At 68.1% G+C, this 25,461-nt stretch carries 23 protein-coding genes; 7 read left to right on the forward strand and 16 right to left on the reverse strand.

From position 1 onward, the window contains the following. Positions 1–26: 26 nt before the first annotated feature. Positions 27–659: a DedA family protein gene (locus tag RM543_RS01575; RefSeq protein ID WP_311688973.1), complete on the forward strand. Its 633-nt coding sequence runs from the start codon at positions 27–29 to the stop codon at positions 657–659. A 37-nt stretch (positions 660–696) separates the two neighbouring features. On the opposite strand, the gene RM543_RS01580 is transcribed toward RM543_RS01575, so the two are convergent. Then, a complete protein-coding gene (locus RM543_RS01580; RefSeq protein WP_311688975.1) occupies positions 697–1,353 on the reverse strand; it encodes a peroxiredoxin in 657 nt (218 codons plus the stop codon). A gap of 225 nt (positions 1,354–1,578) precedes the next feature. Next, positions 1,579–2,250: an RluA family pseudouridine synthase gene (locus RM543_RS01585; RefSeq protein ID WP_311688977.1), complete on the reverse strand. Its 672-nt coding sequence runs from the start codon at positions 2,248–2,250 to the stop codon at positions 1,579–1,581. 298 nt (positions 2,251–2,548) lie between these two features. On the opposite strand from RM543_RS01585, the gene RM543_RS01590 reads away from it, so the two are divergent. After that, the gene (locus tag RM543_RS01590) at positions 2,549–4,141 is read left to right on the forward strand and encodes an alpha-amylase family glycosyl hydrolase (protein WP_311688979.1); all 1,593 of its coding nucleotides are present in this window, start codon (positions 2,549–2,551) and stop codon (positions 4,139–4,141) included. 59 nt (positions 4,142–4,200) lie between these two features. Here RM543_RS01590 and RM543_RS01595 read toward each other — a convergent pair whose 3' ends face one another. Continuing rightward, positions 4,201–4,671 carry a GAF domain-containing protein gene (locus RM543_RS01595; protein WP_311688981.1) on the reverse strand — a complete coding sequence of 157 codons (471 nt, stop codon included), beginning with the start codon at positions 4,669–4,671 and terminating at the stop codon, positions 4,201–4,203. 79 nt (positions 4,672–4,750) lie between these two features. Between RM543_RS01595 and RM543_RS01600 the strand changes: the two genes are divergently transcribed. Together RM543_RS01600 and RM543_RS01605 are read left to right on the forward strand one after the other, a co-directional pair. Continuing rightward, positions 4,751–5,110 (forward strand): STAS domain-containing protein, encoded by a 360-nt coding sequence (locus RM543_RS01600; RefSeq protein ID WP_311688982.1) that lies wholly within the window; start codon positions 4,751–4,753, stop codon positions 5,108–5,110. 4 nt (positions 5,111–5,114) lie between these two features. Next, positions 5,115–5,624 carry an ATP-binding protein gene (locus RM543_RS01605; protein WP_311688984.1) on the forward strand — a complete coding sequence of 170 codons (510 nt, stop codon included), beginning with the start codon at positions 5,115–5,117 and terminating at the stop codon, positions 5,622–5,624. A 51-nt stretch (positions 5,625–5,675) separates the two neighbouring features. Here RM543_RS01605 and RM543_RS01610 read toward each other — a convergent pair whose 3' ends face one another. After that, a complete protein-coding gene (locus tag RM543_RS01610) occupies positions 5,676–6,164 on the reverse strand; it encodes a peroxiredoxin (protein WP_311688986.1) in 489 nt (162 codons plus the stop codon). An 80-nt stretch (positions 6,165–6,244) separates the two neighbouring features. Between RM543_RS01610 and RM543_RS01615 the strand changes: the two genes are divergently transcribed. After that, on the forward strand, positions 6,245–7,468 hold the full coding sequence (locus RM543_RS01615; protein ID WP_311688988.1) for an NAD(P)/FAD-dependent oxidoreductase: 1,224 nt from the start codon (positions 6,245–6,247) through the stop codon (positions 7,466–7,468). 4 nt (positions 7,469–7,472) lie between these two features. Beyond that, entirely contained in the window at positions 7,473–8,042 is a 570-nt protein-coding gene (locus RM543_RS01620; protein WP_311688989.1) for an RsmD family RNA methyltransferase, read from the forward strand. An 11-nt stretch (positions 8,043–8,053) separates the two neighbouring features. Here the strand turns inward: RM543_RS01620 and RM543_RS01625 are convergent, their stop codons facing one another. From RM543_RS01625 to RM543_RS01645, 5 genes are all read right to left on the reverse strand, one after another. After that, a complete protein-coding gene (locus RM543_RS01625; RefSeq protein ID WP_311688991.1) occupies positions 8,054–9,076 on the reverse strand; it encodes a TRAP transporter substrate-binding protein in 1,023 nt (340 codons plus the stop codon). A 172-nt stretch (positions 9,077–9,248) separates the two neighbouring features. Further along, a complete protein-coding gene (locus RM543_RS01630) occupies positions 9,249–9,863 on the reverse strand; it encodes a LolA family protein (protein WP_311688993.1) in 615 nt (204 codons plus the stop codon). A 113-nt stretch (positions 9,864–9,976) separates the two neighbouring features. Next, positions 9,977–12,901, reverse strand: coding sequence for a DNA translocase FtsK (locus tag RM543_RS01635; RefSeq protein ID WP_311688995.1), 2,925 nt, complete (start codon positions 12,899–12,901; stop codon positions 9,977–9,979). A gap of 14 nt (positions 12,902–12,915) precedes the next feature. Beyond that, complete coding sequence (locus RM543_RS01640) at positions 12,916–14,100, reverse strand: aminotransferase class I/II-fold pyridoxal phosphate-dependent enzyme (protein WP_311688997.1); 1,185 nt, start codon at positions 14,098–14,100, stop codon at positions 12,916–12,918. Between the two features lie 152 nt (positions 14,101–14,252). Next, complete coding sequence (locus RM543_RS01645) at positions 14,253–15,590, reverse strand: amidase (protein WP_311688999.1); 1,338 nt, start codon at positions 15,588–15,590, stop codon at positions 14,253–14,255. A 96-nt stretch (positions 15,591–15,686) separates the two neighbouring features. Here RM543_RS01645 and RM543_RS01650 point away from each other — a divergent pair, with 96 nt between their 5' ends. Further along, positions 15,687–16,907, forward strand: a complete 1,221-nt coding sequence (locus RM543_RS01650; protein WP_311689002.1) for a UbiH/UbiF/VisC/COQ6 family ubiquinone biosynthesis hydroxylase — start codon at positions 15,687–15,689, stop codon at positions 16,905–16,907. On the opposite strand, the gene RM543_RS01655 is transcribed toward RM543_RS01650, so the two are convergent. The 7 genes from RM543_RS01655 to RM543_RS01685 form a co-directional block, all read right to left on the reverse strand. Further along, entirely contained in the window at positions 16,904–18,217 is a 1,314-nt protein-coding gene (locus RM543_RS01655) for an FtsX-like permease family protein (RefSeq protein WP_311689004.1), read from the reverse strand. The genes RM543_RS01650 and RM543_RS01655 overlap by 4 nt on opposite strands. Next, on the reverse strand, positions 18,214–18,891 hold the full coding sequence (locus RM543_RS01660) for an ATP-binding cassette domain-containing protein (protein ID WP_311689006.1): 678 nt from the start codon (positions 18,889–18,891) through the stop codon (positions 18,214–18,216). The genes RM543_RS01655 and RM543_RS01660 overlap by 4 nt, the downstream gene beginning before the upstream one ends. 4 nt (positions 18,892–18,895) lie before the next feature. Next, positions 18,896–19,315, reverse strand: a complete 420-nt coding sequence (locus RM543_RS01665; protein WP_311689008.1) for a hypothetical protein — start codon at positions 19,313–19,315, stop codon at positions 18,896–18,898. Between the two features lie 106 nt (positions 19,316–19,421). Continuing rightward, positions 19,422–20,996: an alkaline phosphatase gene (locus tag RM543_RS01670; RefSeq protein WP_311689010.1), complete on the reverse strand. Its 1,575-nt coding sequence runs from the start codon at positions 20,994–20,996 to the stop codon at positions 19,422–19,424. A gap of 224 nt (positions 20,997–21,220) precedes the next feature. Next, positions 21,221–23,353: a polyribonucleotide nucleotidyltransferase gene (gene pnp, locus RM543_RS01675; protein ID WP_311689012.1), complete on the reverse strand. Its 2,133-nt coding sequence runs from the start codon at positions 23,351–23,353 to the stop codon at positions 21,221–21,223. A 267-nt stretch (positions 23,354–23,620) separates the two neighbouring features. Beyond that, on the reverse strand, positions 23,621–23,890 hold the full coding sequence (gene rpsO, locus RM543_RS01680; protein ID WP_116085017.1) for a 30S ribosomal protein S15: 270 nt from the start codon (positions 23,888–23,890) through the stop codon (positions 23,621–23,623). Positions 23,891–24,132: 242 nt separating this feature from the next. Beyond that, entirely contained in the window at positions 24,133–25,383 is a 1,251-nt protein-coding gene (locus RM543_RS01685; RefSeq protein ID WP_311689015.1) for a calcium-binding protein, read from the reverse strand. Positions 25,384–25,461 lie beyond the last annotated feature (78 nt).

The following is a 25,461-nucleotide window of genomic DNA, read 5'->3' on the forward strand; positions in this document are numbered from 1 at the left end:
CGCATCACGAACAGGACGGGGCGAACGTGTTCGACTGGATCTCGAGTATCATCAATGCGGTCGGCTCGTTCGGCGTCGCGGTCCTCATGTTCGTGGAGAACGTCTTTCCGCCGATCCCGTCCGAGCTCGTCATGCCACTTGCGGGCTTCAACGCGGCGCGGGGAGATATGTCCATCGTTGCCGTGATCATCATGGGCTCGCTCGGCTCGCTGGCGGGGGCTTGGCTCTGGTACTGGATCGGCCAGAAGATCGGGATGGACCGGCTGAAGTCACTGACCCGGAAGCACGGTCGCTGGCTCACGATCAGCCCGGACGAGCTCGACCAGGCCAATGACTGGTTCGCGCGGCATGGCGGCGAGGCGGTCCTGATCGGACGCCTGATCCCCACGGTACGGACCTTCATCAGCGTGCCCGCCGGCGTGTCCGGGATGCCGCTGCCGAGGTTCCTCGCCTACTCCGCCGTCGGCACGGTGGCGTGGACGTCGCTCCTCGCAGTGGCGGGGTACATGCTGGAAACGCAGTACGAACGCGTCTCTGCCTGGCTGAACCCCGTCTCGACCGGCGTGGTCGTCATCATCGTGGCGATCTACCTCTACCGGGTGGCCACCTACCGCCGCCGGGTCCCCCTCTCCCGAACGCAAGGCGGCGCGGAGGACTGATCCTCCGCGCCGCGCGCCTAACAGGTCCCGGGGCCGCTCAGGCCGGGAGTTTGGTCTTGCGCAGGTAGGGCAGGACGGCGTCGAAGCTGCCGAACTTGGCCTTCGCGTCCTCGTCGTTCACGGCCGGCGGGATGATCACGTCTTGTCCCACGGTCCAGTCTGCCGGCGTCGCGACGCCGTGCTTCGCGGTGGCCTGAAGGGCGTCGAGAGCGCGGACGATCTCGCCGAAGTTGCGGCCGACGGTCATCGGGTAGGTCATCGACAGCTTCAGCTTCCGGTCCGGCCCGATGATGAAGACGGAGCGCACGGTGGCGCTGTCGTTCGGGGTACGGCCATCGGGCAGGTAGGCTTCGGCGGGAAGCATGTCGAAGGCCTTGGAGACCTCGAGCCCGGTATCGGCCACGATCGGGAAGGAGACCGACCCGCCGGACGATTCCTCGATATCGCCGATCCACTTGCGGTGGTCGTCGACGCCATCGACCGAAACGCCGATCACCTTCGTGCCGCGCTTCTCCCATTCGTCCTTCAGGGTCGCCACGGCACCGAACTCGGTGGTGCAGACGGGCGTGAAGTCCTTCGGGTGGGAGAAGAGGATCGCCCAGCTGTCGCCGATCCAGTCGTGGAAGCTCTCGATCCGGCCCTCGTTGGTCTCGAAGGCGAGGTCGGGAACGGTGTCGTTGATGCGCAATGCCATGATGCTTGGCCCTTCGTCGTGTGATGTCTCGCCCGGCAAGATATGCCGGCGCGCCGGGGAAGAAAGGGTGCGCGCTGTCCCGCCCCTCCTTTCGACGGGAACGACGGCGGCGGGAGGCGGGCGGCCGGGGGGCGGCGCGTTTCGCGGGGGTGCGCCGGGGCGAAACGCGCGTTCGGCTGCCGCGATCAGGGCGGAAGGCTGTTCTTTTATGGGGAAGACGGCCGATCACCCGCTTTGGGCGAACCCGGGCCCCCAGGGCGCCGTGAGACAGAGCCGCTCCTTCGTCACCGGATGCGTCAGCCTCAGTCGCCATGCATGCAGCATCAGGCGCGGGGCGGCGGCTCCGCCGTAGAGCGGGTCGCCGTCAATGGGACAGCCGATTGCAGCGAGGTGGACGCGGAGCTGGTGGGTGCGGCCGGTCTCCGGCCTGAGCGCGAGGAGGGTTCCGCCTCCGCTCGTGCCGAGGGTCCGGAACCGGGTGACCGCCCGCCGCCCCTCGGGGTGCACCATCTGCTTCGGCCGGTTCGGCCAGTCGGACCGCATGGGCCTGTCGATGATGCCGGACCGGTGGGCGGGCGGCGCCGAAGTGACCGCGAGATAGGTCTTCGACACGCTCCGCCCCTCGAACTGGGCGCTCAGGTCGCGCTGCGCGGACGGGGTGCGGGCGAAGACCATGACGCCCGAGGTGTCGCGGTCCAGTCGGTGCACGATCAGGGTGCGGGGGCGTAGCGCGAACAGTCGGGAGAGGAGGCAATCCTCGAGGTCCGGCGTTTTCCCCGGCACGGAGAGCAGCCCGGGCGGCTTGGAAACGGCGAGGAGCGCGGCATCGTCGTGGAGGATATGGATCGGGCCGTGGGGCGGCGCGTAGCTCCCCCCGCCAGGCGGCGCGATCCTCATCCCGGGCGTCGCGCGGGCCCGATGGCGGGGCGTCCCTTGGTATCCATGTCTCACATCTCCGAAATGGCGGTTTGCCGAGCCTGCGGGACCGGGCCCATGTCGGGCCGGTATCGGGCGTCGAGGCCGTGCGCGCAAGCGCGCGTCCCGCGCCGCGTCGAGGCTTCAAGCCACGAGCCTCCGCCCGCCGCCGCCCCCCGGTCAATCGGTCGCGGGACGCGCAGGTCTCGCGCGCTAGATGAGCCGGGCCGGCGGGTCAGGGCCCGATCCGGCAAACGAGCAGTGCAAGACCAGGGGCAAGATGTCAGAGCGTTACACACCGAAGCGGGACGGGTGGCCGAGCAACCCCCTGATCTACGAAATCTACCCGCGATCCTTCTATGACAGCACCGGCTCCGGCGAAGGGGATCTGAAGGGGATCACCGAGAAGCTGCCCTACGTCGCCTCCCTTGGCGTGGACGCGATCTGGGTCGCACCGTTCTACTGCTCGCCCATGGATGACGGCGGTTACGACATCTCGGACCACCTCGCCGTCGATCCCCGGTTCGGCACCCTCGAGGACTTCGACGAGATGGTGGAGACGGCTCACGGTCTGGGCCTGAAGGTGATGATCGATCAGGTTCTGAACCATGTGAGCTCCGAGCATCCCTGGTTCCAGAAATCGGTCGAGGGGGAGGACCAGTACGCCGACTGGTTCGTCTGGCGCGACCCGAAGTCCGACGGCACGGCGCCCAACAACTGGGTGACGATCTTCGGCCGCCCCGCCTGGACGTGGAGCCCGTACCGCCGCCAGTACTACCTGCACCAATACGCGGAATCGCAGCCTTCGCTGAACCTCGAGCATGACGAGGTGAAGGAGCAGCAGAACGAGGTCGTCCGCTTCTGGGCCGCCCGCGGCATCGACGGGTTCCGCTTCGACGCGCTCGGCTCGTTCATCACGGACCCCGAGCTGAAGGACAACCCGCCAGCCACGGAAGAGCAGCGCGCCTCCATGCAGGTCGGTCTCGAGAATGTCTTCGCCTGGCAGCTCCACGAGTGGGACATGCTGCCCCAGCGCGGACAGGACGTTGCCCGTCGCCTGCGCAAGGCCGCGGGGCCCGAGATGTACATGCTCGGCGAGATGAACAGCCTGATCCGCGGCGTCGAACTCTGCGAGCTTCATTCCGGCGAGGAGAAGATGGATGCCTGTTACGGCGTCGAGTTCAGCGCCGGCGGGATCAGTTCGAAGAACATCGCGAAGGTCCTGAAAGAACGGCAGATGGACAGTGCCTACGCCTTCTGCTTCGGCTGCCACGACACCCCCCGGATCGTGACGGCTCAGGGCGATGGCTCCATCGGAGACGCCAAGTTCCTCGGCCTCGTGGCCGCCGCGATGCCCGGGCCGTGGATTCTCTGGCAGGGGGACGAGCTCGGGCTGCCGCAGGCGGACCTGACCCGGAACGAGATCATCGACCTCTACGACCGGTTCTTCTACCCCGTCCATCCCGGCCGGGACGGCACCCGCGTCCCGATGCCCTGGGACGACGACAAGACGCATCACGGGTTCACCGAGGGAACGCCCTGGCTCTCCATGGTTCGCCGTGCCGGCATCCCGGTGCAGCAGCAGGAGGACGACCCCGTCTCCGCCCTGTCCTTCTTCCGGCGACTGATCGAGTTCCGCAAGCGCCCCGCACTGCGCGGTTCGGGCTGCACGGTGGAGAAGGCAACCGATCAGGCCCTGATCCTGCGCCGCTCAGGGGAGAAGGACGGCGTCAAGGAAAGCATGCTCTGCGTCTTCAACTTCGGCCCCGGCGAGCTCGAGACCCCCATCGACCGCGTCCCGGATATCGCGTCGGGCCCCGTCACCGGCAACCTGCCCGCGCGCACCGGCGCGATCTGGGTCGAGGAGGATTGAGGCAGGCGCGGGCGGGGGCCCCTCATGTGGGCGGCGGCGTCCTCGAATAGGGGGCGCCCTCAGGTCAGCGCCCGCCCCCCGAACACCGAGCCCAGAATGGCAGACAGCGCCTCGGCATCGGCCGCGTCGAAGGCGGACGGCCGGTCGCTGTCTATATCGAGCACCGCGATCAGCCGCCCTGCCCCGTCCGTCACCGGAAGGACGATCTCCGAACGGGTGGAGGACGCGCAGGCGATGTGGCCCGCAAAGGCGTCCACGTCCTCGACCAGCTGAACCTCCCCGGTGCGCGCGGCAGCGCCGCAGACGCCGCGTTCGAACGGGATCACGAGGCAGCCATGGCCGCCCTGGTACGGCCCGATCTTGAGAAGGCCGGGTTCGGTGACGCGGTAGAACCCGGTCCAGTCGAAGCGCTCGTCCGAATGGTGGATCTCGCAGGCGAGCGTCGCCATCAGCGCGACCTCGTCGGTCTCGCCCTCCGTCAGGGCCGCGATGCGTTTACCAAGGTCGTCATAATCGCAACGATCGTCCATCCTGCCCGTCTCCTGCTTACCGGTTCTTCACGGCTCATGCCCTAGGCTCTGCGCGACGTCCATCGCACAGGAGAATGACATGGACCTGCAGATCAATTCAGGCGCGGTGCCCTATACCGTCGCCTGTACCTGCGAGCGCCTCGATGCTCCGGTCGCCATCGGCTTCAAGGACAGGATGCGGGAAATCCTGTCCGCAGCACCGCGCGAGGTCCTGCTGGATCTGTCCTCCGTCCGCTTTCTCGACAGTTCGGGCCTCGGCGCGCTCGTCGCGGTGCTGAAGCTCGCGCAGCCGGACCGCCGGTTGATGCTGTCGGGGATGACCCCCGCCGTCGAAAAGGTTTTCCGGCTCACGCGCATGGATACCGTGTTCGAAATCGTGACCCCGTTCCCCGACGCGGGCCGCGCGCGCGATACGGCCCGCGCGACGGACGCGGCTTGAGCCGATGGTCCCCAGTCGAGCATCGACGGTTCTGCACCGGACGGATGAGGAGGCGCGCCTGCCCCCGGTGATCGCCGTCCTCCGCAGCGGCCTCTTGAGCGCGCGTCTCCCCAGTCATCCCCCCGCCGTGCGGGATTTTCTCGTCGCCCTCGGAAGGCGGATGGATCGCTCGGACGTCTGCGAAGGGCTCAGAACCTCGACGGAGCTTGTCCTCGCCGAAGTGCTGAACAACATCGTGGAACACGCCCGGCCGGACTTCGCGGCGCCCATAGACGTGACGGTGAGGACGGGATGCGATGTGAGATGCCGGGTGATCGACCGCGGCACTCCCATGCCGGGCCTCGCCCCGCCGCCCGGCCACCGGCAGAGCGTCGATTGCCCGCTCGAGGAGTTGTCCGAAGGGGGCTACGGATGGTTTCTCATCCGCAGCCTGACCCGGGATCTCAGCTACGAAAGGAGAAGCGGCAGGAACCGCCTTCTCTTCACCGTCGCCGCGACGGGGAATGCGGAATGATCCCGGCCGGGCGCTGAAGCCGCCCGGCGGTCCGGACGGCCTGCCGTCGCATCAGAGTTCGGCGAGAAGCGCCTCACCTGCCGTCGCCTCGCAGGTACCGGGGCTCTCCTCGACATGGAGCGCCGTGACCCTGCCGTCGTCGACAAGCATCGCGTAGCGCCGGGAGCGTCCGATCAGGCCCGCCGCGGCGGCGGTGAAATCCATGCCGATCGCCGCGGTATAGGCCCCTTCGGGATCCGCCAGCACCTCTATCCCTGCCTCACTTGCACCGGTCGTCTCCGCCCAGGCCTGTGCCACGAAGGGATCGTTGACGCAGATGCACAGGACATCGGCGACGCCCTTCTCGGCGAACTGCTCCCTGGTTCGGATGAAGCTCGGCATGTGCGCGGTGGTGCAGACGCCGGTAAACGCGCCCGGCACCGCGAAGATCGCGACCTTGCGGCCCTTCAGCTTCTCCTCGAGCCGGACCGTCTCCGGCCCCTCCTCGCCAAGCTTCAAGAGCGCCGCTCCGGGCAGGCTGTCGCCAGTGGTGATGGCCATGTCGAAAGGTCCCATTGTTGTTCTCGAACGGGGGGGCATGTAGGGTCCTGCTCTTCACGCGCCAGCAGGGAAGAGGCGTCATGCAGGACATCGTGGTCATCGGAGCGGGTCAGGCCGGCGCCGCCCTCGTGGCGAAGCTCCGCGCCGAGGGGTATGACGGCCGTCTCACGCTCGTCGGCGAGGAACCCGCCCCGCCCTACCAACGCCCGCCGCTGTCCAAGGGCTACCTTCTCGGCAAGCTCGAGCGGGACCGGCTCTTCCTGCGGCCCGAAAGCTATTACGCCGACAAGGACATCGACCTGCGCATGAGCACGCGGGTCGTCACCATCGACAGGGAGGCCCGGCACGTCGTGCTCGAAGACGGCGAACGCCTCCCCTACGACGCACTCGCGCTGACCACCGGGTCGACACCGAAGACTCTGCCGGAGGCGATGGGCGGCCGGATCCCCGGTGTGCTCACCATGCGCAGCCTCGCCGATGCGGACGCGCTGGCGCAGGCGTTGCGGCCGGGCGGGCACCTACTCGTCGTCGGCGGCGGCTATATCGGGCTCGAAGCGGCGGCGGTCGCCCGCACCCTCGGCATGGACGTGACGCTCCTCGAGGCCGGTGCGCGGATCCTCGGACGCGTGGCCTGCGAGGAAACCTCCGAGTACGTCCGCAAGCTGCACAAGGATGCCGGCGTGCACATCCTCGAAAATGCCGGTCTGGACCGCCTGTACGAAGAAGCGGGCCGGGTTGCGGGGGCGCGGATCGTCAGCGGAAACGAACTTGCGGACGCGACCGAAATCCCCGTGGACGCCGTCGTGGTCGGCATCGGCATCACCCCCGGCACCGCGCTGGCCGAGGCGGCCGGCCTCGAGATCGAGAACGGCATCGCGGTGGACGCGGAGGGCCGGACGTCCGACCCCGCGATCTGGTCCGCCGGGGATTGCGCATCCTTCCCGTGGCGCGGGCGCCGCATCCGCCTCGAAAGCGTGCAGAATGCCATCGACCAGGCGGAGGCCGCGGCGCAGAACATGCTAGGCGCCGGCACTCCCTACGATCCGATGCCGTGGTTCTGGTCCGACCAGTTCGACACCAAGCTGCAGATCGTGGGCCTCGGCGGCGGGCACGACCGGGTCGTCGTGCGCAATGGTGCAGGCCTGTCGCACTGGTACTTCTCGGGGGACACGCTCCTGTCGGTCGAGGCGATGAACGACCCGCGCGCCTACATGGTCGGCAAACGTCTGCTGGAGGCGGGCAGAAGCCCCGCGCCGGATGCGGTGGCGGACCCCTCCACCGACCTCAAGACCCTGATGGCCTGACGGGATGCGCATCGTCGCGGGACGGTTCAGGGGGACGGCGCTGACCGGCCCGGGCAAGGGCGCGGCGGAAGCGTTGCGGCTCCGCCCGACGCCGGACCGTGTGCGGGAGGCCCTCTTCTCCATGCTCTTCGCAGGCCACGACGCGCCGCAGAAGGGCAGCACCGTGCTCGATCTCTTTGCCGGGACGGGTGCGATGGGGTTCGAGGCGCTGTCCCGCGGGGCAGCCCGGACGATCTTCGTGGAGAAGGGGCGCGAGGCGCTCGGCCTGATCCGGCGGAACGCGGAAAAGCTGCGGCTCGGCGAGGACGCGGAGATCGTCGCACGGGATGCGCTGAGGCTCGGGCCCCGCACCGGCCCCGCCGCCTCCCTCGTCTTTCTCGATCCGCCCTACGGAAAGGACCTCGGCGCTAAGGCCCTTCAAGCCGCCCTCGCAGGCGGCTGGATCGCCGAAGGCGCGCTCGTGTCATGGGAGGAGGATGCCGCGATGGACGCGCCCCCGGGATGGGAGTTGCTCGACACCCGCAGCTGGGGCACCACGCATGTCACGATCCTGAGGGCACCGGGCGGGGCCTGATCCCCCTCGGCCTACTCGGCCTCGGACGCGTCCATCAGCCGTCTTGCATCGGCGACGAGACCGGCCCCATCGAGCCCTCGCCCGGTCGCATCCTCGATCCAGGCGCCCGTCACCTCGCGGCCGAGCTCGCGCAGAACTTCCGTCTCCGCCTCGCCAAGTTCGGCGACGGTGTTGCCAGCGGCCTCCAGCATGGCACGGGCTTCGATATCCCCCTGGTCATAGGCCCGTCCGGCCCATTCGCTGGCCATCAGACCGGAATTGGCATCAATCACGGCCTTCAGGTCCTCCGGGAGAGACTGGTACCAGTCCTCGTTCAGCGCCCAGATGAAGAACAGGTTGTAGAAGGAGCGATCCCCGGCGACGTCGGTGTGGCTGTCCGCCAACTCGTCGAGCTTGAGGGAGGGCGCCATTTCCCACGTGATCACACCCCCGTCGAGAACGCCGCGCGCCAGCGCTTCGGGGAAGGCCGGAACCGGCATTCCGATCGGCACGGCGCCCAGTTTCTCGAGCAGGAGCGTCGCCGGGCGTGACGGGCCGCGCAGCTTCAGACCGTCGAAATCCTCAGCGGTCTCCAGCGCGCCGCCCCTTTTGTGAACGATACCGGGGCCATGCATGTGCGCCGCGATCAGGCGCACGTCGGCGAAGTCGTCCATCAGGTGCTCTTCGGCAAAGCGCCAGGCCGCGCGGCTCGCGACCTCGGCGCTCTTCGGCGTGAGAAATGGCAGCTCCAGCGCTTCGGCCTCCGGGAAGCGGCCCGGCTGATAGCTCGGAACGACCCACCCCGCATCGATGGCTCCGTCGCGGACCAGATCGTACTGGCTCTGCGCCTTTCCGCCGAGCTGCATGAGCGGGTAGATCTCCACGTCGATCCGGCCGCCCGACTCCGCCTCGATCTTCTCCGCCCAGGGGATGAGGAAGTACTTCGGATTGGACGAGCTGTTGGAGACGAAATGCTGGATCCGCAGGGTGAACTCCTGCGCGCAGGCAAGGCCGGGGAGCGCAAGAAACGCGGCGGCTGCGAGAATGGCTTTCATGGGGCAGACGGTCTCCAGGGATCGATTGCCCCTTTCTAGGCGAGGGGAGAGCTTTCGGGCAATTGCGGGATGCGGCACGGGGGGCGTCTTAACCGACCCTTGGACGCCCCGCTGCCACGAAAAAGGCCCGCGACGCGGAGCCGCGAGCCTCTCGTCATCTTGCAGACGCGTCTTAACCGCGGAAGCCGCGTTTCTGGGCTTCCTGGACGATGTTGAAGAGCGACGGGCGCAGATCGCCGACCTTGTTCAGACCGCCGAGGATCACCGTCGTCTTGGCGCCGGAGCTGTCGGTGATGATCCACTGGCGCAACTCGACGGGGCTGTCGGTGAACTTCAGCTCGATCGTGCCGTATTCGGGGCGCTGCGGATCCTGGGCCAGAACCGTGGTCGTCGTCGCGTCGGAGGTATGCGAGCGGACCATGTTGGCGCGGCCGAGATCGACGTTCCGCGCCAGAATGAGGTTCAGCGGCGTCTGGGACAGCGGATACTGTTCGGGCGGCTGGTTCGATTTGGGATCGAACACAGCGACCTGACCGCCGCCAGCCATCACGAGGCTCGGCGTCGGCGGCGCATATTCGAACCGAACCCGGCCCGGACGCTTGATATAGATCTGACCGGTGGAGATCGTCCCATCCGGATTGACCTGCGTGAATTCCCCGGTCGCGCTCTGGATAGAGTTCAGGTAGCGCGACAGCTCTCCCAGCGACGCCTTGGCGGCGGCGGGGACGGCCGACCCGACTGCAACGGCAGCAGCGAAGGCGGCAGTGATCAACATGCGTCTGTTCATGAGCCCCAAACTACGCAGGTCGCTCCTGGGTTTCATCCCACATCTCTTCACGGTCCGCTCAATTCCGCGCGCGTCCCGCAGGGGAGGGGGCCCCGCGAGGGGGCCTGCCCCTTCTACTGCTGCTCGGGGACGAGGATCTCGCGCTTGCCGACATGGTTCGAGGCGGAGACGACACCCTCGTCTTCCATCTGCTCAACGAGACGGGCGGCCTTGTTGTATCCGATGGCCAGCTTGCGCTGGATGTAGGAGGTGGAGCACTTCCGGTCCTTGATGACGATGGCGACGGCCTGGTCGTAGAGCGCGTCCTCGCCGTCCGTGTTGCCGCCGGTGGACAGCCCGAGCACCGCGTCGATGTCGCTTTCCTTGTCGTCGGCCGGTCCCTCGACCACGCCGCCGACATAGGAGGGCGGTCCGAAGCTCTTGAGATGATTGACGATCTCCTCGACCTCCTCGTCCGAGACGAAGGGACCGTGCACGCGGGTGATGCGGCTGCCGCCGGCCATGTAGAGCATGTCCCCCATGCCGAGGAGCTGCTCCGCCCCCATCTCTCCGAGGATGGTCCGGCTGTCGATCTTGGACGTGACCTGGAAGGAGATCCGGGTCGGGAAGTTGGCCTTGATCGTGCCGGTGATCACGTCGACCGACGGGCGCTGCGTCGCCATGATGAGGTGGATGCCCGAGGCCCGCGCCATCTGCGCAAGGCGCTGGATGCAGGCTTCGATCTCCTTGCCGGCGACCATCATCAGGTCCGCCATCTCGTCCACGACGACGACGATGAAGGGGATCGTCTCGGGCTGGAATTCCTCGGTCTGGAAGACGGGTTCTCCGGTCTCGTCATCGAAGCCCGTCTGCACGGTGCGGGAGAACAGCTCGCCCTTGGACAGCGCCTCGCGGACGCGGCTGTTGTAGCCCTCGATGTTCCGCACGCCCATCTTGGACATCTTGCGATAGCGGTCCTCCATCTCCGCCACGACCCATTTCAGCGCCACGACGGCCTTCTTGGGATCGGTGACGACCGGGGAGAGCAGGTGAGGGATGCCGTCATAGACGCTGAGTTCCAGCATCTTGGGGTCGATCATGATCAGGCGGCATTCTTCGGGGCTGAGCCGGTAGAGCAGCGACAGGATCATGGTGTTGATGGCCACGGACTTGCCCGAGCCCGTGGTCCCCGCGATCAGCAGGTGAGGCATCTTGGCCAGGTTCGCGACGATGGAGCGACCGCCGATATCCTTGCCGAGCGCGAGCGGCAGGCTCTGGGAGCTGTCGCCGTAATCCCGCGCGGACAGGATCTCCCGCAGGACCACCTTCTCGCGGTTGGCATTCGGCAGCTCGATGCCGATGACGGAGCGGCCGGGCACGGTGGAGACCCGCGCGGAGAGGGCTGACATGGAGCGGGCGATATCGTCCGCGAGACCGATGACGCGGGAGGCCTTGAGACCGGGTGCGGGCTCCAGCTCGTACATGGTGACAACGGGGCCGGGGCTGACCGAGACGATTTCCCCCTTCACGCCGTAATCGTCGAGCACGTTCTCCAGCATCCGGGCGTTTTCCTGAAGCGCCTCCTCGGACAGGTGATGCCGCGCGATGGTGTCCGGGTTGGTCAGGAGGGAGAGCGGCGGCACCTCGTACTCGTCCGCATTGTCCTCGAAGGAGAGGGAGGGCTGCGCCTCGGCGCGCGCGCGGGTGGAGGCCTGAACGGGCTTGCGGACCGGATGCTGAACCACGGAGCGGGTCTCGGGGGGCGCGGCGCGGGGCACGACGGTTGTCTGGCGCGGCGCGGTCTCCGCGAGGGGCATCGAGGCCGGTGCTGCTTCCAGCGGATCGAACTGGTCGCCCTCATCCGTCTCGACAACGGCATCGGCGCGGGTCTCGGCCACGGGCTGCGGGGCGGAGTAGGGCGCCGCGACCGGGGCCGGCGCGACGAGCGGTCCGGGGGCCTCGAGATCCGGCACTTCGACTTCGGCCATGGGCGCTGACGGCACCGCGCCCGGCACCTTGGAGACGAGGAGCGGCTCGCGGCGATGCTTGCGGCCACCCGTCAGGCCGCCCTGTGCCGCGCCTTCGGACGCGCCGGGCGAGAGAACGCGCCGGGCACCGCGCGCGCGAAGGCGGATCGCGTCGTTGATGCGTTCCTTGATGCGGTCTTCCTCGGGCGCTTCGACGCCATCGTAATCGGGTAGTTCGGGATCGACGATCTCCGGCTCCGGCTCCGGGGTCCGCTCCGCCGGACGGCGCACCAGCGTCGAGACGGAGGAGAGCAGGCCGACCTTCGGCGCCGGCGCGTCGTCCGTGTCCTCGCTGTCGATCAGATCGTCGGAGACGGCCCCGGCGGGGACCGCCAGCTTCGCCTCGCGCCGGCGCTGCGCCGCGGCGCGCGCCGCGCCCGCCGCGCTGCCGGCACCGCGACCGAGGAGTTTCACGATCCCGGCGTAGATCAGGATGATGCCCAGGGTGACGTAATGCCAGAAGCGGCGCGCCTCGGCCCGCGTCACACCGCAGACGAAGAGCAGCGCGGTCAGCGCAAGCAGTCCCAGGGGAACGGCGAGCAGGCGGACGACCAGCGGGGCCCAGTCCGGCACCAGCGTGATCAGCGCGCCGAGGACCGTATCCCCGAAAAGCCCGCCATAGCCGAAGGAATGCGACCAGGACGGCATCAGCGTCGCGGCATAGACGGACGCCGTCGCCAGCGCGAGGGGCGTGAAGATGGCCCGGCCGAGCGCATGATCCGTGCTGCGATGCAGGATCGTCCGCATGCCCCAGGCGAAGGCGGCGATGACGGCGACCCAGGCGCCCTGCCCCACCACGATCATCAGCGCCGCCGAGACGGAGGCGCCCGCGCGGCCCAGCCAGTTCTGCGCCGGCGCATCGATGGAGGACATCCACGACGGATCGTCGGGGGCGTAGCTGAAGAGCATGGCGGCGCCGGCGAGGGCGAGCCCGATCAGCACCAGACCGACGAGCTCACGGCCGCGCCGCTCGATGGCTTCCTGCATCGTGCTGTCGAACAGCGGATCGCGGTGTTTTGCCTGATAAGCCATTGCCGTCCCTCGATTCAGTCGTAGAGCACGTCGCGCAGCCGGTGCAGCGCGCCGCGAAGGTCATCGACCGGGGCGACCATCGCCACCCTGACCCGGCCGGTGCCCGGAAGCACGTCGTCCGCATCGCCCCGCGCGAAATACGCGCCCGGAAGAATGCGCAGTCCCTGGCCTTCCCACGCCCGGATCGCGGCGTCTTCGCCATCGTCCACCGGAAGCCAGAGGAAGAAGCCGGCCTCCGGCGGAGAGTAGCCCGGAACCTCGCCGAAGATCTCGTCCGCAAGGTCGTATTTCTGCCTGTAGAGGAGCCGGTTTCCCTCCACATGCGTCTCGTCCGACCAGGCGCGCGCGGCGACGGCCTGGATCGGGCCGGGCAGCGGCGCACCGCCCCAGGCGCGCAAAAGCTTCATGCGCGCGATGGCGTCCTTGCCGCCAGCGGCGAAGCCCGCGCGCAGGCCCGGCAGGTTCGACCGCTTGGAGAGCGAATTGAAGACGACGAGTCGCTCGGGATCGGTCCCGGCCCGCTGCAGCGCCTCGAACGCGCCGGGGGGCGGCACGTCGCGATAGATCTCGGAATAGCACTCGTCCGCCAGCACGGTGAAGCCATGGCGCTCCGCTAGGCCGAGAAGCGCCTCCCAGTACTCCATGCTCGCCACCGCGCCATGCGGGTTGGAGGGCGATCCGACATAGACGAGCGCCGTGCGCTGCAGGAGCTCCTCGGGCAGCTCATCGAAGCGCGGAAGGTAGCCGGTTTCCTCGGTTGCGGAGACGAAATGCAGATCCGCGCCGAGCACCGGAGCCCCGAGCGTGTAGGCGCCGTAGAACGGATTGGGCGTCAGGATCGCGGGGCGCTGGCCGGCCTTTTCCTCCGGGCAGAGCGCGAGGGCGGCGTGGAAAAGGCCTTCGCGGGAGCCATTGAGGCTGATGATCTGGCTATCGGGGTCGAGGGCCGCGCCGTAGCGCCGCCCGAGCCAGCCCGCGATCGCCTCACGGAGGGCCTCGGTGCCTTCGTTCTTCGGATAGCGCGCAAAGCCGCCGATCTCCTCGGCCATGATCTCCGCGACGAAATCGGGCATCCCGTGGCGCGGCTCGCCGATGGTCATGTCGAACGGCTCGGCGCCGGGCTCACGTCCGTCGAGGAGCTTCCGCAACCGCGGAAACACGTAATCCGGCAAGCTTGAGAAGCGCCCGGGGAAGGTCATGCGCTATACTGCGTCACTGCTGTCTGCCTCATGCGGGATCGTTCGCGCCCCGCTCTTTGCGAGGAAAGTAACCGGGCGGGGGGCGCCGGTCCAGAATTGTGGCGCCCCCGCGATAAGATTGTTGCTTTCGGGCCGACTGGCCGGGGTCCGGATCAGCGCGCGCCGATGGCCCGTTCCGCCCCGGCACCAAGCCTCAGGAGCCGCGCTTCGCTGCCCGGCGGCATCAGCAGCGAGACCCCGGTCATCGCGGGGCCCGCAGGCAGGGTGAGGCTGCAGGATCCCGTCAGGTTGCCGATCCGGGTATTTCTGAGGCTCAGCTGGTTGCGTTCCGCGAAAGCCTCCTCATCGGCGAGCATGTCTTGCAGCAGGGGCGGCAGAATCGGAACGGTGGGCAGGATCACGGCGTCGTATCCGGCCGTCGCGGCCGTCCATTCGGCGCGGATCCGGTCCAGCTGTCGCCAGGCATCGACGTACTCCGCCGCCGGCAAATCCCGCCCGCCGCGGAAGCGCTCGAGGATCGGCGGGTACATCGCGCCCGGATCGGCCTCAATCGCGTCTTTCCAGACCCCGTAGGCCTCCGGCGCGAACAGCTTGGACGAAAGGCCGGCAGCCTCTCGCACGAAGGGCAGCTCTCCCTCCGCGACCCGGGCTCCGGCGGCCTCGAAGGCGCGCCGGGCGTGGTCGAACCCCTCCGCCGGTCCATCCTCTATTCCGTCGAAGGCCACCTCCCTGCAGATCAGGAGGCGCACGCCCGAGAGGCTCGCCCCGCCGAGATCAGGCGCCTTCCGGCCGGAGAGAAGTGACAGGATCGCAGCCGCATCCTCCACCGACTGTGCGAGCGGACCGATGCTGTCGAACCGGGGCGCGAGGGGCAGGACGCCCTCCATGGGCAGCGCTCCCACGGACGTTTTCAGCCCCACGAGGCCGTTGAACGCCGCCGGCGCGCGAACCGAGCCGCCGGTATCGGAGCCGATGGCGCCCGGCGCGAGCCCGAGCGCCACTGAAACGGCGGCGCCGGAGGACGACCCGCCGGAGACGCGGTCGGGATCGAGCGCATTCGGCGGGGATGCCGTCGAGGGGTTCACGCCGAGCCCGGAAAAGGCGAGCTCGGTCTGGTGGGTCTTGCCGAGGCAGACGGATCCACCTGCCGTTGCCGTGGCCAGAACCTGCGCATCCCGCTCCGGCACGCGGCCTTTCAGAAGCGCGCTTCCGCCCTCCGTGCCCGTCCCGGCACTGTCGAACAGATCCTTCCAACTGAGCGGGATGCCGTCGAGGAGGTGCCGCCTGACCCCCTGCCGCGCCCGCAGGCCCGCGGCCTCCGCTTCGGCGCGGGCGCGCTCCGGCGTGAGGCGGGCGTAGATGCGCGACCCTTCGGGATGCGATTCGATGGCGGACAGGTACATCTCCGTCAGCTCCACCGGATCGATCTGGCCCGCCTCGATCCCGCGTCCGAGCCCCGATGCGGTCATGTCCTGCCAGTTCGCCGCCATGCGCCCGTGTTCTCCCTGCTTCTGTTCACGAGGGTCTGACGGTAGCGGCGCCCGGGTGCATGGACAATCCCGGCACCCGGCGTAGGTATCACCGCCATGAACACCGACTCGGATCTCATCATCGTCGGCGGTGGCCTGAACGGTCCCGCCCTCGCCCTCGCCGCCGCCGATGCGGGGCTGACCGTCACCCTGATCGACCGGGAGGCGAATCCCCGTCAGGCCGGGGCGAACCCACGTGCCTACGCGCTCGCGCATGGATCGGTGAACGTGCTGCGCGCCACCGGCGTCTGGTCCCGCACCGGCGACGGCCAGCAGCCCATCCTCGGCGTCCGCGCCAGCGACGGGCGCGCCGGCGAGGGCGCCTCTCCCCTCGCGCTCATCCTTGATTCGGGAGAACTGGAGGAGGGCCCCTTCGGCGCCATGGTGGAGGATGCGGTCCTGCGCCGGGCGCTCTGGGAGGCCATCGACGCGGCTGAGGGCATCGAGGTCATCACCGGCATCGAGATCAGCTCCCAGACGACGGAGGGCACCCGCGCCACGGTGACGCTCGCGGACGGGCGGACGCTCTCCTCCGCGCTTCTCGTCGGCGCCGATGGCGGCAGGAGCGGCGTCGCGTCACGCGCGAAGATCAGCCGCACCGGATGGCGCTATCGCCAGATGGCCCTCGTCGCCACCATCGCGCACGAGAGGGACCACGAGGGCATCGCGCACCAGTTCTTCATGCCCGGCGGGCCGCTCGCGATCCTGCCCCTGACCGGACGGCGGAGCGCCATCGTCTGGTCGGAGGCGGAGGGGATCGCGAAGCACTACGCTTCGCTGGACGAGCCGGGCTTTCTCGCCGCGCTTCGTCCCCGCGTCGGCGGGTTCCTCGGCGAGCTGTCGATCGAAGGCGCGCGGGCCGCGTTCCCGCTGGCGCTGTCGCTGGCGAACCGGATCGTGGAGCCGCGGCTGGCGCTGATCGGGGAGGCCGCGCAATCGGTTCACCCCATTGCCGGGCAGGGCCTGAACCAGGGCCTGCGGGACGTGGCCACACTGGTCGAGGTGATCGCTGAGGCGCGGAGGCGTGGCGAGGATATCGGCGCGGCGGACGTGCTGGAACGGCACCGGCGCTGGCGCTCCTTCGACCGGGCCGCGCTCGCGACGGCCACCGACGCCTTCGTGCGCCTGTTCTCCAACGACGATCCGTTCCTGCGCGCGTTCCGCGACCTCGGCATGGAAGCGGTCACGCGGGTGCCGGGCCTGCGCCGCGCGGTGATGCGGGAGGCGGCCGGCCTCTCGGGCGACCGCCCCCGCCTGATGCAGGGCCTGTCCGCCTAGCCCCTGAGGGATGCGGCGACGGGTTGGCGCAGCACCGCCCAGGCGGGCAGGAGCGCCACGAGCGAGACAAGCGACAGAAAGCCCGCGACGAGGTGCAGCTCCGGCCAGCCGATCCCCGCGGCCATCGCGACATCCGTGCGCGCCGCGACGATGGCGGAGAGCACCTGCGCCGCAGCGACGCCCAGGGCCAGACCTATGAGCGCGCCCGCAAGGATGAGCGCCGCACCGAAGCACCAGACGACCGCCAGGATGAAACGCGACGGCGCACCGAGCGCCCTGAGGAGCGCGACCTGCCGGCGGAAGAGCCGCGACAGGATGAAGAGCCCGAGGAGGATCGACGCCGCGACGAGCGCCTGGGTCGTCACCGCCATCAGGGACATCGCCCGCCGCACGTCCCCCATGATCGCATAGAGCCGGGTCAGCACCGCGCCCGGGAAGAACGCCATCGTGTCGTCCTGGTTGTCGAAGGTCTGCCGCAATCCGTAGGCGGAGGCCAGGTCCGCGGCATGAACGACGATGGCCGGCGTTCCGGGAAAGCTCTCGGGGTCGAAGGGCGGGCCTAAGTGCGTCTCCCCGATGGCGTGGCCGTTGACGAGGCCGTGCGTCTCCCAGACCTGCTCCACGGGCACGAGGATCGCGGTATCCCACGGGGAGCCGGACGGCGGCAGTAGCCCGGTCACGACGATCTCGACGCCTGCATGGGCCTCCGAATCGGCCGCGGCACCGTGGCCGTGGGACGGCACGACGATATCGCCGACGGACAGGCCCGAGCGGGCCCCCGCCAGCGCTTCGGGCACATCTTGCCACATCCGCCCCTCCGCCAGCGCGCCATCCGCGAGGTAGAGCGCGAAATCCTCCGTCGTGCCGACGATGGGCGCGCCCCTGAAGCTGTCGCCAAAGGCCAGAGGCGCCGCGATCTCGGCTCTGGGGTGTGTGGCGACGCGGTCATACGCCTCCCCGCCGATCAGGCCGATATCGGACGGCTGGAGATAGACGGCAGCCAGAAGCGCCGTGATCTCGCTGCCCGGGCGCGCGACGATGATGTCGAACTTGTCGGCCGCTGCGGCGAGGCCGGTGCGGAGGCTGCGCTCCTGAGAGGTGAGGCCGGTGCCCATCCCGACCGAGACCGCGATGAGCAGGACGAAGGCGAGGGACACCCAGCGGAACCGCCCGATCATCGCCCGAACCAGGGGACCGGGGGCGAAGCCGGCGCAGAGGACGGCACCCGTGAGAATCGCCGGCAGAAGAAGCGCCACGAGGATCAGCAGATCCTGCGCGAAGGCGGGAAGGGAAAGCCACAGATCGTTCATCGCACCGTCTCCAGGATCCGGCCGTGCTCGATCGTGATCACACGGTCCATCGCATCCAGGAGGGCGAGATCATGGGACACGGCGATCAGCGTCGCCCCCCTCTCCCGCGCGGCATGGAGCAGGTCCTGGGTCAGCTTCACCGAGGCCTCTCGCGGCAGGCTGGCGGTCGGCTCGTCCGCGAGCAGGATCGACGGTGCCCCGGCGAGGGCGCGGGCCACGGCCACGCGCTGACGCTCGCCGCCTGAGAACGTCTCCACTTTGCGAGCGCCCTCCGGAACAGCCAGACGACGGAGTGCAGCGGACGCGCGCTCGCGGCGCGCCGCCCTTTCAGCTCGCGGCGCAAAGGCCCCGGCAATGGCGGCGTTTGCGTCCGGTCCCAGTTCCTCGAAGAGGAGGTGGTCCTGAAAGATCATGCCGACATGGCTTCGCCGGAACGCGGCGGCGCGGGCGGGCCTCATCGCTGCGATGTTCTCGGTGCCCCAGCGCACCTCCCCCTCGACGAACGGAGAAAGCCCGGCGAGCGCGAACAGAAGCGATGACTTCCCGGCGCCGGACGGCCCGCGCACCCCCACCGCTTCACCGGCGGCGATACTGAGGTGAGGCACGTGGACCAGTTCGCGCCCGCCTCGCCGCCCCCGGACGACAAGGTCATTGATCTCTAGGGAAAGTGGCATGGGGTCAGGCGTTCCACGCAGCATCTGCAAGGCGGACGCGGCTGACGAAGCCGGTCTCCTCGTCCCTCATCGCACCGAGTTCGAGCACGCCGCTCGCCGCGATGTTGACGGTGAAATAGACCGGGTTGACGATGCGCTTGGTATAGACGGCGAGAATGTCGTCCGGCCATTCCGCTTCGCTTTCGCAGAACGGGCAAACCGCCATCGGCCGCTTGGTCAGGACGAAGAACTGCGAGTTGGCCTTGAGAGGCGGGGCCATGAATCCCTCTACCGTCACCCGTTTGCCCTCGTGGGACAGGGCGAGATCCGTGAAACTGCCGTCCTTCTCGTAGAGATCCCTCAGCTTCACGACCTCGGCGGCAAGGGCGAGGCGTGGCATGGCAAGGGTCGCGATGCCGCTGGCGAGGAGGGTTCTGCGATGCATGTCGGGATCCTCTTGGGTTGCGGGAAGTAAGTGCCCGGAACGAAAAACGGAGGAGGACCGCGCGCGGCGCCCCTCCCCCTCGTGTCGTCACGCCGGAGCGGCGTGGTTACTGATCGGCGCCCATCGCGGCGTGATGCATGACGTGGAAGATGTAGTTCTGCTCCACGGTGCCGTCGATCAGGTGCGCCCAGGGGCCCTTGGCGTAGATTGCCACGTCCTCGCCCGAGTGGCTCTCGGAGGATTTGGGGATCAGCGCCTGCTGGAGGTAGTCGATATCCGTCACATCCTCCTGCGTCAGCTCACCGCGGGAGCCGGAGAAGACCGGAACCTGGGGCTCTTCGGCTTCGGCTTCGTCGGTGGGCTGGCTCGCCTGAACGTCGGCGGCGGTCTCGGTCTCGGAGCCGGCGTCGGCGTCCATCTCCGGCTTCAGCACGGAGCCCGGGCCGTTGAGGTAGCCGATGACCGTGTAGGGCAGGCCGTCATCGGCGAGCACGGGCTCGCCCGAATGCTCGACCTGGCCCGCCGCGATGTCCATGCAGAGGCCGAGGATCGGCGTGCCGCGGCCGCAATAGCCGTTGAACGCGATGGAGTGCTCGTGGTCTGCGGTGACGATGATGAGCGTATCGGAGTCGTCCGTCATCTCGTCGGCCAGCGCCACGGCATTCGCGAATTCGACGCCGTCGGTCAGTGCGCGATAGGCATTGCCGGCGTGGTTGGCATGGTCGACGCGGCCGGATTCGATCTCGAGGTAGAAACCGTCTTCGTTATTCGAGAGGTACTCGATCGCGGTTTCGACCATGTTCACGAGGGACGGCTCGCTTTCGGGGCGGTCCGCTTCGTAGGACATGTGGGAGGCGCCGAACAGGCCCAGGACCGGGGCACCCTCTTCGAGGTTGATCGCCTGGAGCGTCTCGAGATTGTAGGCGTAGGCGGCACCGGCCTCCTTCGCCATCGCGACGAGATCGACGTCGTCCCCGCGGCTGCCCAGCATGCCGTCACCGAGATCCGTGCCCTCGGGGGCGAAGGCGCGGGCACCACCGCCGAGCGCGATGTCGACCACGCCGGACTGCATGGATTCCAGGAGCTGCGTCGCGATGTCGGTGCAGCCTTCGGCGGCCTCGCCTTCCCAGTTGCGGTTCGCCGTCTTGGCATAGACCGCGGCGGGGGTTGCGTGCGTGATGCGCGCCGAGGTCACGATCCCGACCGACTTGCCGGCGTCCGAGGCCAGCTCGGCGAAGGTCGTCAGCTTGTTGCCCTCTTCGGACGCGCACTGGTCGTGAACGCCCTCTTCGCTCAGGTTGATCGTGTTGAAGACCTGCTTGACGCCGGTGTTCATCGCGCCGGCGGTCGGCGCGGAATCGGGCGTCTGGGCGTTGATGTTGTAGGTCTTGGCGAGGGCGAGGTTCGGGTAGGCCTCGTAGGGGAGGACGTGCTCCTCGCCGAGCTTGCCTTCTTCCTGACCGGCGAAGATGCGCGTGGCGTAGTTGGTGCCGACGCCGTTGCCGTCCGCCACGAAGAGGATCACGTTGAGCGCGCGGTTCGTGTTCTGCTGGCGCTCGATCATGTCGTTCAGGACGCCCTGGGCGTCGGTGTACCACTGGCTGTCGGCCTGCGGCAGATCCTGCGCGCCGGCAGCAGTGGCAGCCAGGACAGTGGCCATGGCGGTGAGTGTCGCTTTCATCGGAAGTCCCCCGGATATGCGGCGATTGTTGTCGGCGCCGGGATAGGGCCGCGATGTGACACTGCCATGAAGGCGCGAATGACCGTCCGACTTTTTCCAGTGAGCTCAATAAGTTACAGTATATCGTAACGGAGCATCAAGAGAAGGCCTTTCCGAACGGACATACGAAAAAGGCCCCGGCATCGCTGCCGGGGCCTTCCTGGATTCGATGGGAAGAGAACGCCTTACTCGGCGGTCTCCTCGCTCTTCGTCTCTTCGCCGGTCTCCTGATCGATCATCTTCATCGACAGGCGAACCTTGCCGCGATCATCGAAGCCGAGCAGCTTGACCCAGACTTCCTGACCCTCTTTCAGAACGTCGGAGGGGTGGTTCAGGCGGCGGTTCTCGATCTGGCTGACATGCACGAGACCGTCGCGCTTGCCGAAGAAGTTCACGAAGGCGCCGAAGTCGACGATCTTCACGACCTTGCCCTTGTAGACCTTGCCCTCTTCCGGCTCGGCCACGATCGAATAGATCATGTCGTAGGCCTTCTGGATGGCCTCGCCGTTCGGGGACGCGATCTTGACGATGCCGTCATCGTTGATGTCGACCTTGGCGCCGGAGACCTCGACGATCTCCCGGATGACCTTGCCGCCCGAGCCGATCACTTCACGGATCTTGTCGGTCGGAACCTGCATCGTCTCGATGCGCGGCGCGTGGACGGAGAAGTCCTGCGCTTCGGTCAGGGCCTTGGCCATCTCGCCGAGGATGTGCATGCGGCCGTTCTTCGCCTGGGCAAGGGCGGCCTTCATGATCTCGGGCGTGATGCCCGCGACCTTGATGTCCATCTGCAGCGAGGTGATGCCGCTCTCGGTCCCGGCGACCTTGAAGTCCATGTCGCCGAGGTGATCCTCGTCACCGAGGATGTCCGTCAGGATCGCGTATTCGCCGTCATCCTCGAGCACGAGACCCATCGCGACACCGGCGACCGGCGCCTTGAGCGGAACGCCCGCATCCATCATCGACAGCGAACCGCCGCAGACGGAAGCCATCGAGGAAGAGCCGTTCGACTCGGTGATCTCGGAGACGAGACGGATCGTGTAGGGGAAATCCGTCGCCGCCGGGAGAACCGCCTGAAGCGCGCGCCAGGCCAGCTTCCCGTGGCCGATCTCGCGGCGTCCCGGAGGGCCGAACCGGCCGACCTCGCCCACCGAGTAGGGGGGGAAGTTGTAGTGCAGCAGGAAGTTGGAGCGGTAGTTGGCGTGCAGCGCGTCGATGATCTGCTCGTCGTCGCCGGTGCCGAGGGTCGAGACCACGAGGGCCTGCGTCTCGCCGCGGGTGAAGAGGGCGGAGCCATGGGTGCGCGGAAGGAACCCTGTCTCGGAGACGATCGGGCGCACCTCGTCGAGGGCCCGGCCGTCGATCCGGCGACCGTTGCGGACGACGTCGCCGCGCAGGACAGCGGATTCGAGCTTCTTCAGGGCGGAGCCGAGGTTCGGATCCTCGAGCTGCTCTTCGGTGAGCCCCGCACGGATATCCTCGCGCGCGGCGGACACGGCGGCCACACGTTGCTGCTTGTCCGTGATCCCGTAGGCCGCACGCATCTTCTCTTCGCCAGCTGACCGGACGGTCTCGTAGAGCGCGCCGTACTCGGGCGGCTGGAAGTCGAACGGCTCTTTCGCGGCATCCTCGGCGAGATCCACGATCAGGTCGATGACCGGCTGGATCTGCTCGTGCGCGAAGGTCACGGCGCCCAGCATCTCGTCCTCGGACAGCTCGTAGGCCTCCGACTCGACCATCATCACCGCATCCTTCGTACCGGCGACCACGAGGTCAAGCCGCTGCTCGGGATTGTTGCGCAGCTGGTCCATGTCGGCGACGTCGGGGTTCAGAACGTAGTTGCCGTTCGAGAAGCCGACGCGGGCTGCGGCGATCGGGCCGAGGAACGGCGCACCGGAGATCGTCAGGGCCGCGGAGGCCGCGATCATGGCGACGATGTCGGGATCGTTGACGAGGTCGTGGCTGAGGACGGTGCAGATGACCAGGACCTCATGCTTGAAGCCCGACACGAACAGCGGCCGGATCGGACGGTCGATCAGGCGGGAGGTCAGCGTTTCCTTCTCGGTCGGCCGGGCCTCGCGCTTGAAGAAACCACCGGGGACCTTGCCCGCGGCGTAGTACTTTTCCTGGTAGTGAACGGTCAGGGGGAAGAAGTCCTGACCGGGCTTCGGCTCCTTGGCGAACGTGACGTTCGCCATGACGGAGGTCTCGCCCAGCGTGGCGATGACGGAGCCGTCGGCCTGGCGGGCGACCTTGCCCGTTTCGAGCGTGAGGGTCTCGTCGCCCCACTGCATGGATTTCTTGCTAACGTTAAACATCTCGTATCCTTGTTCCGGCCGCCGGGGCGTATCCCCGCCGCGGCCGTATCACGTCCGCGCGCCGCACCTTGCGGATCGCGCGAGGCCCCCTCCTCGTGGCACCCGCGCCGCGGGGCCCGGCGGCTGGGCGTGTCGTTCGGCTCCCCTGCAAGAGGGGGGCTCATACGGCACGGGCGCCCGCAGGGCGCCCGACACCAGAATATCACATGGGGCGGCGCTGGGCCCGGCCGCTCAGCGGCCCTGCCATACCGGTCGCCCCGCCCGCCATCAGCGGCGCAGTCCGAGGCGCTTGATCAGGTCCTGATAGCGCTCGGGGCTCTTCGCGTTCAGGTAGTCCAGGAGCTTGCGGCGCTGGGCCACGAGCTTCAGAAGACCACGACGCGAGTGGTTGTCCTTCTTGTGCGTCTTGAAGTGCTCGGTCAGCGTAACGATACGGCTGGTGAGGATCGCGACCTGGACCTCGGGAGAGCCGGTGTCGCCCTCCTTGGTCGCGTATTCGGTCATGACGCGCTGCTTTTCTTCGACAGTGATCGACATCGGGGGCTCCTTCGTGAGTTCGTGTGAATGGCGCGAGCCGGGATGTCGTCCAGCAAGGCCCATGGAGAATGACCGCCGATCCCGCGAACCGGGAGCGCGGCGGATGGGGGCGTATAGGGGAAAACTGGCGAAAAGGAAAGCGGGATCGCTGTCACTTGAAACGCGATGCGCCGGCCCGGAGATGACCAGACCGGCGTGAGGTCAGAGAGCCGATGTGGCGCTCGAGGCACCGCACCTCCGTGTCAGCTTACGGTTCCGACCAGCATGATGTCCTCCAGCGAGAGCGCCCCGCCTTCGACACGAGCAAGAGGAACGCCATCCGCCTCCACGACAGTTGCACCGCCGTCTTCCGAAAGGCTCAGTTCCGGCAGGGTGCCGCCCATGACGTCGTAGACCACGACGATGTTGTCCTCGCCCGGGGTCCAGTCGATGATCTCCATCACGTCGCCATCCGATTCCGCTTCCATCTCGAAGACATCGGCACCGTCGCCGCCGGTCGCGACGTCCCCCGCGCCGAGGACGAGGGTGTCGTTCCCACTCCCGCCGTTGAGGAAGTCCACGATCTGGGCGCTTCCGGTTTCCTCGCCCATGAGCAGGTCATCCCCGTCGCCGCCGGAGATCATGTCCATCCCGGCGCCGCCGTCGAGAACGTCATCCCCGTGATTGCCGGACAGGTTGTCGTTGCCGTCGCCACCTTCCAGCTGATCGTCGCCGGCGCCGCCCCTCATGGTATCCGCACCCGCGCCGCCTTCGAGGTGGTCGTCCCCGAAGCCGCCCTTGAGCGAATCCTTCCCGGTCCCGCCGATGACCGTGTCGTCACCGTCGCCGCCGTCGAGGAAATCGTCGCCCTCGTCGCCGAGGATCGTGTCGTCACCCTCGTCACCATGGAGCGAATCGCGGCCGGCGCCGCCATGGATCTCGTCCGCCCCCATGCCGCCATCGATGCTGTCGGCACCGTCCGTGCCCACCATGACATCGGCCGTTCCGGGATCCTCCGGCGCGCCGTCCTCGTCCCAGATCGGATCGAGGACGGCTTCGGGGTCGATGCTCCCGCTGTCGTCACCGAAGTCATCACCGGTATCGACCGGCGTCGCATCCTCGAACGAGGTCGGATCGAGACCGACCGGGATATCATCGGCGGCGCCCTCATCCGGATCGGTCGTACCGATGGAGATCACACCTGAAACGGGTCCGTCCTCCGCCGCCGAGGTCGGGTCGAGACCGGCGACGTCGAGCTCATCCCCGAGCATGTCGAGATCGTCGTCCGTTCCTGCCGGACTTGCCGCGAGATCGCCCCGCGCCTCCGGGCCTTCGAGGCTGTCCAGAAGGTCGCCACCGCCAGAGCCGCCGTCCGTCTCATCGCCCGGAATGCCGCCGGACCGGACCTGCACCTCATCGGTGTCGGTCTCGTCCTCATCATCGTCTCCGCCGAACGCCAGGGGGACGAAAGCCCCCGCGACGAGCGCGCTCATTGCACCGAATAGCGCCAGCATCTGCCCGCTCCTTCTGCTGTAGCCCCCTCGACAACGATGCGCAGACGAATCTGAATCCGAAGTTGCCGTTCACGGGAC

Origin of the sequence: Tropicimonas omnivorans (assembly GCF_031846565.1) — a bacterium.
In the GTDB taxonomy this organism is placed as follows: domain Bacteria; phylum Pseudomonadota; class Alphaproteobacteria; order Rhodobacterales; family Rhodobacteraceae; genus Tropicimonas_B; species Tropicimonas_B omnivorans.

What these genes read in the sequence shown, in the direction of transcription:
- RM543_RS01580 (WP_311688975.1), bottom strand. Translation starts at nt 1,353, where the DNA reads ATGGCATTGCGCATCAACGACACCGTTCCCGACCTCGCCTTCGAGACC.
- RM543_RS01585 (WP_311688977.1), bottom strand. Translation starts at nt 2,250, where the DNA reads ATGAGGATCGCGCCGCCTGGCGGGGGGAGCTACGCGCCGCCCCACGGC.
- RM543_RS01590 (WP_311688979.1), top strand. Translation starts at nt 2,549, where the DNA reads ATGTCAGAGCGTTACACACCGAAGCGGGACGGGTGGCCGAGCAACCCC.
- RM543_RS01595 (WP_311688981.1), bottom strand. Translation starts at nt 4,671, where the DNA reads ATGGACGATCGTTGCGATTATGACGACCTTGGTAAACGCATCGCGGCC.
- RM543_RS01600 (WP_311688982.1), top strand. Translation starts at nt 4,751, where the DNA reads ATGGACCTGCAGATCAATTCAGGCGCGGTGCCCTATACCGTCGCCTGT.
- RM543_RS01605 (WP_311688984.1), top strand. Translation starts at nt 5,115, where the DNA reads ATGGTCCCCAGTCGAGCATCGACGGTTCTGCACCGGACGGATGAGGAG.
- RM543_RS01610 (WP_311688986.1), bottom strand. Translation starts at nt 6,164, where the DNA reads ATGGCCATCACCACTGGCGACAGCCTGCCCGGAGCGGCGCTCTTGAAG.
- RM543_RS01615 (WP_311688988.1), top strand. Translation starts at nt 6,245, where the DNA reads ATGCAGGACATCGTGGTCATCGGAGCGGGTCAGGCCGGCGCCGCCCTC.
- RM543_RS01620 (WP_311688989.1), top strand. Translation starts at nt 7,473, where the DNA reads ATGCGCATCGTCGCGGGACGGTTCAGGGGGACGGCGCTGACCGGCCCG.
- RM543_RS01625 (WP_311688991.1), bottom strand. Translation starts at nt 9,076, where the DNA reads ATGAAAGCCATTCTCGCAGCCGCCGCGTTTCTTGCGCTCCCCGGCCTT.
- RM543_RS01630 (WP_311688993.1), bottom strand. Translation starts at nt 9,863, where the DNA reads ATGAACAGACGCATGTTGATCACTGCCGCCTTCGCTGCTGCCGTTGCA.
- RM543_RS01635 (WP_311688995.1), bottom strand. Translation starts at nt 12,901, where the DNA reads ATGGCTTATCAGGCAAAACACCGCGATCCGCTGTTCGACAGCACGATG.
- RM543_RS01640 (WP_311688997.1), bottom strand. Translation starts at nt 14,100, where the DNA reads ATGACCTTCCCCGGGCGCTTCTCAAGCTTGCCGGATTACGTGTTTCCG.
- RM543_RS01645 (WP_311688999.1), bottom strand. Translation starts at nt 15,590, where the DNA reads ATGGCGGCGAACTGGCAGGACATGACCGCATCGGGGCTCGGACGCGGG.
- RM543_RS01650 (WP_311689002.1), top strand. Translation starts at nt 15,687, where the DNA reads ATGAACACCGACTCGGATCTCATCATCGTCGGCGGTGGCCTGAACGGT.
- RM543_RS01655 (WP_311689004.1), bottom strand. Translation starts at nt 18,217, where the DNA reads ATGAACGATCTGTGGCTTTCCCTTCCCGCCTTCGCGCAGGATCTGCTG.
- RM543_RS01660 (WP_311689006.1), bottom strand. Translation starts at nt 18,891, where the DNA reads ATGCCACTTTCCCTAGAGATCAATGACCTTGTCGTCCGGGGGCGGCGA.
- RM543_RS01665 (WP_311689008.1), bottom strand. Translation starts at nt 19,315, where the DNA reads ATGCATCGCAGAACCCTCCTCGCCAGCGGCATCGCGACCCTTGCCATG.
- RM543_RS01670 (WP_311689010.1), bottom strand. Translation starts at nt 20,996, where the DNA reads ATGAAAGCGACACTCACCGCCATGGCCACTGTCCTGGCTGCCACTGCT.
- pnp (WP_311689012.1), bottom strand. Translation starts at nt 23,353, where the DNA reads ATGTTTAACGTTAGCAAGAAATCCATGCAGTGGGGCGACGAGACCCTC.
- rpsO (WP_116085017.1), bottom strand. Translation starts at nt 23,890, where the DNA reads ATGTCGATCACTGTCGAAGAAAAGCAGCGCGTCATGACCGAATACGCG.
- RM543_RS01685 (WP_311689015.1), bottom strand. Translation starts at nt 25,383, where the DNA reads ATGCTGGCGCTATTCGGTGCAATGAGCGCGCTCGTCGCGGGGGCTTTC.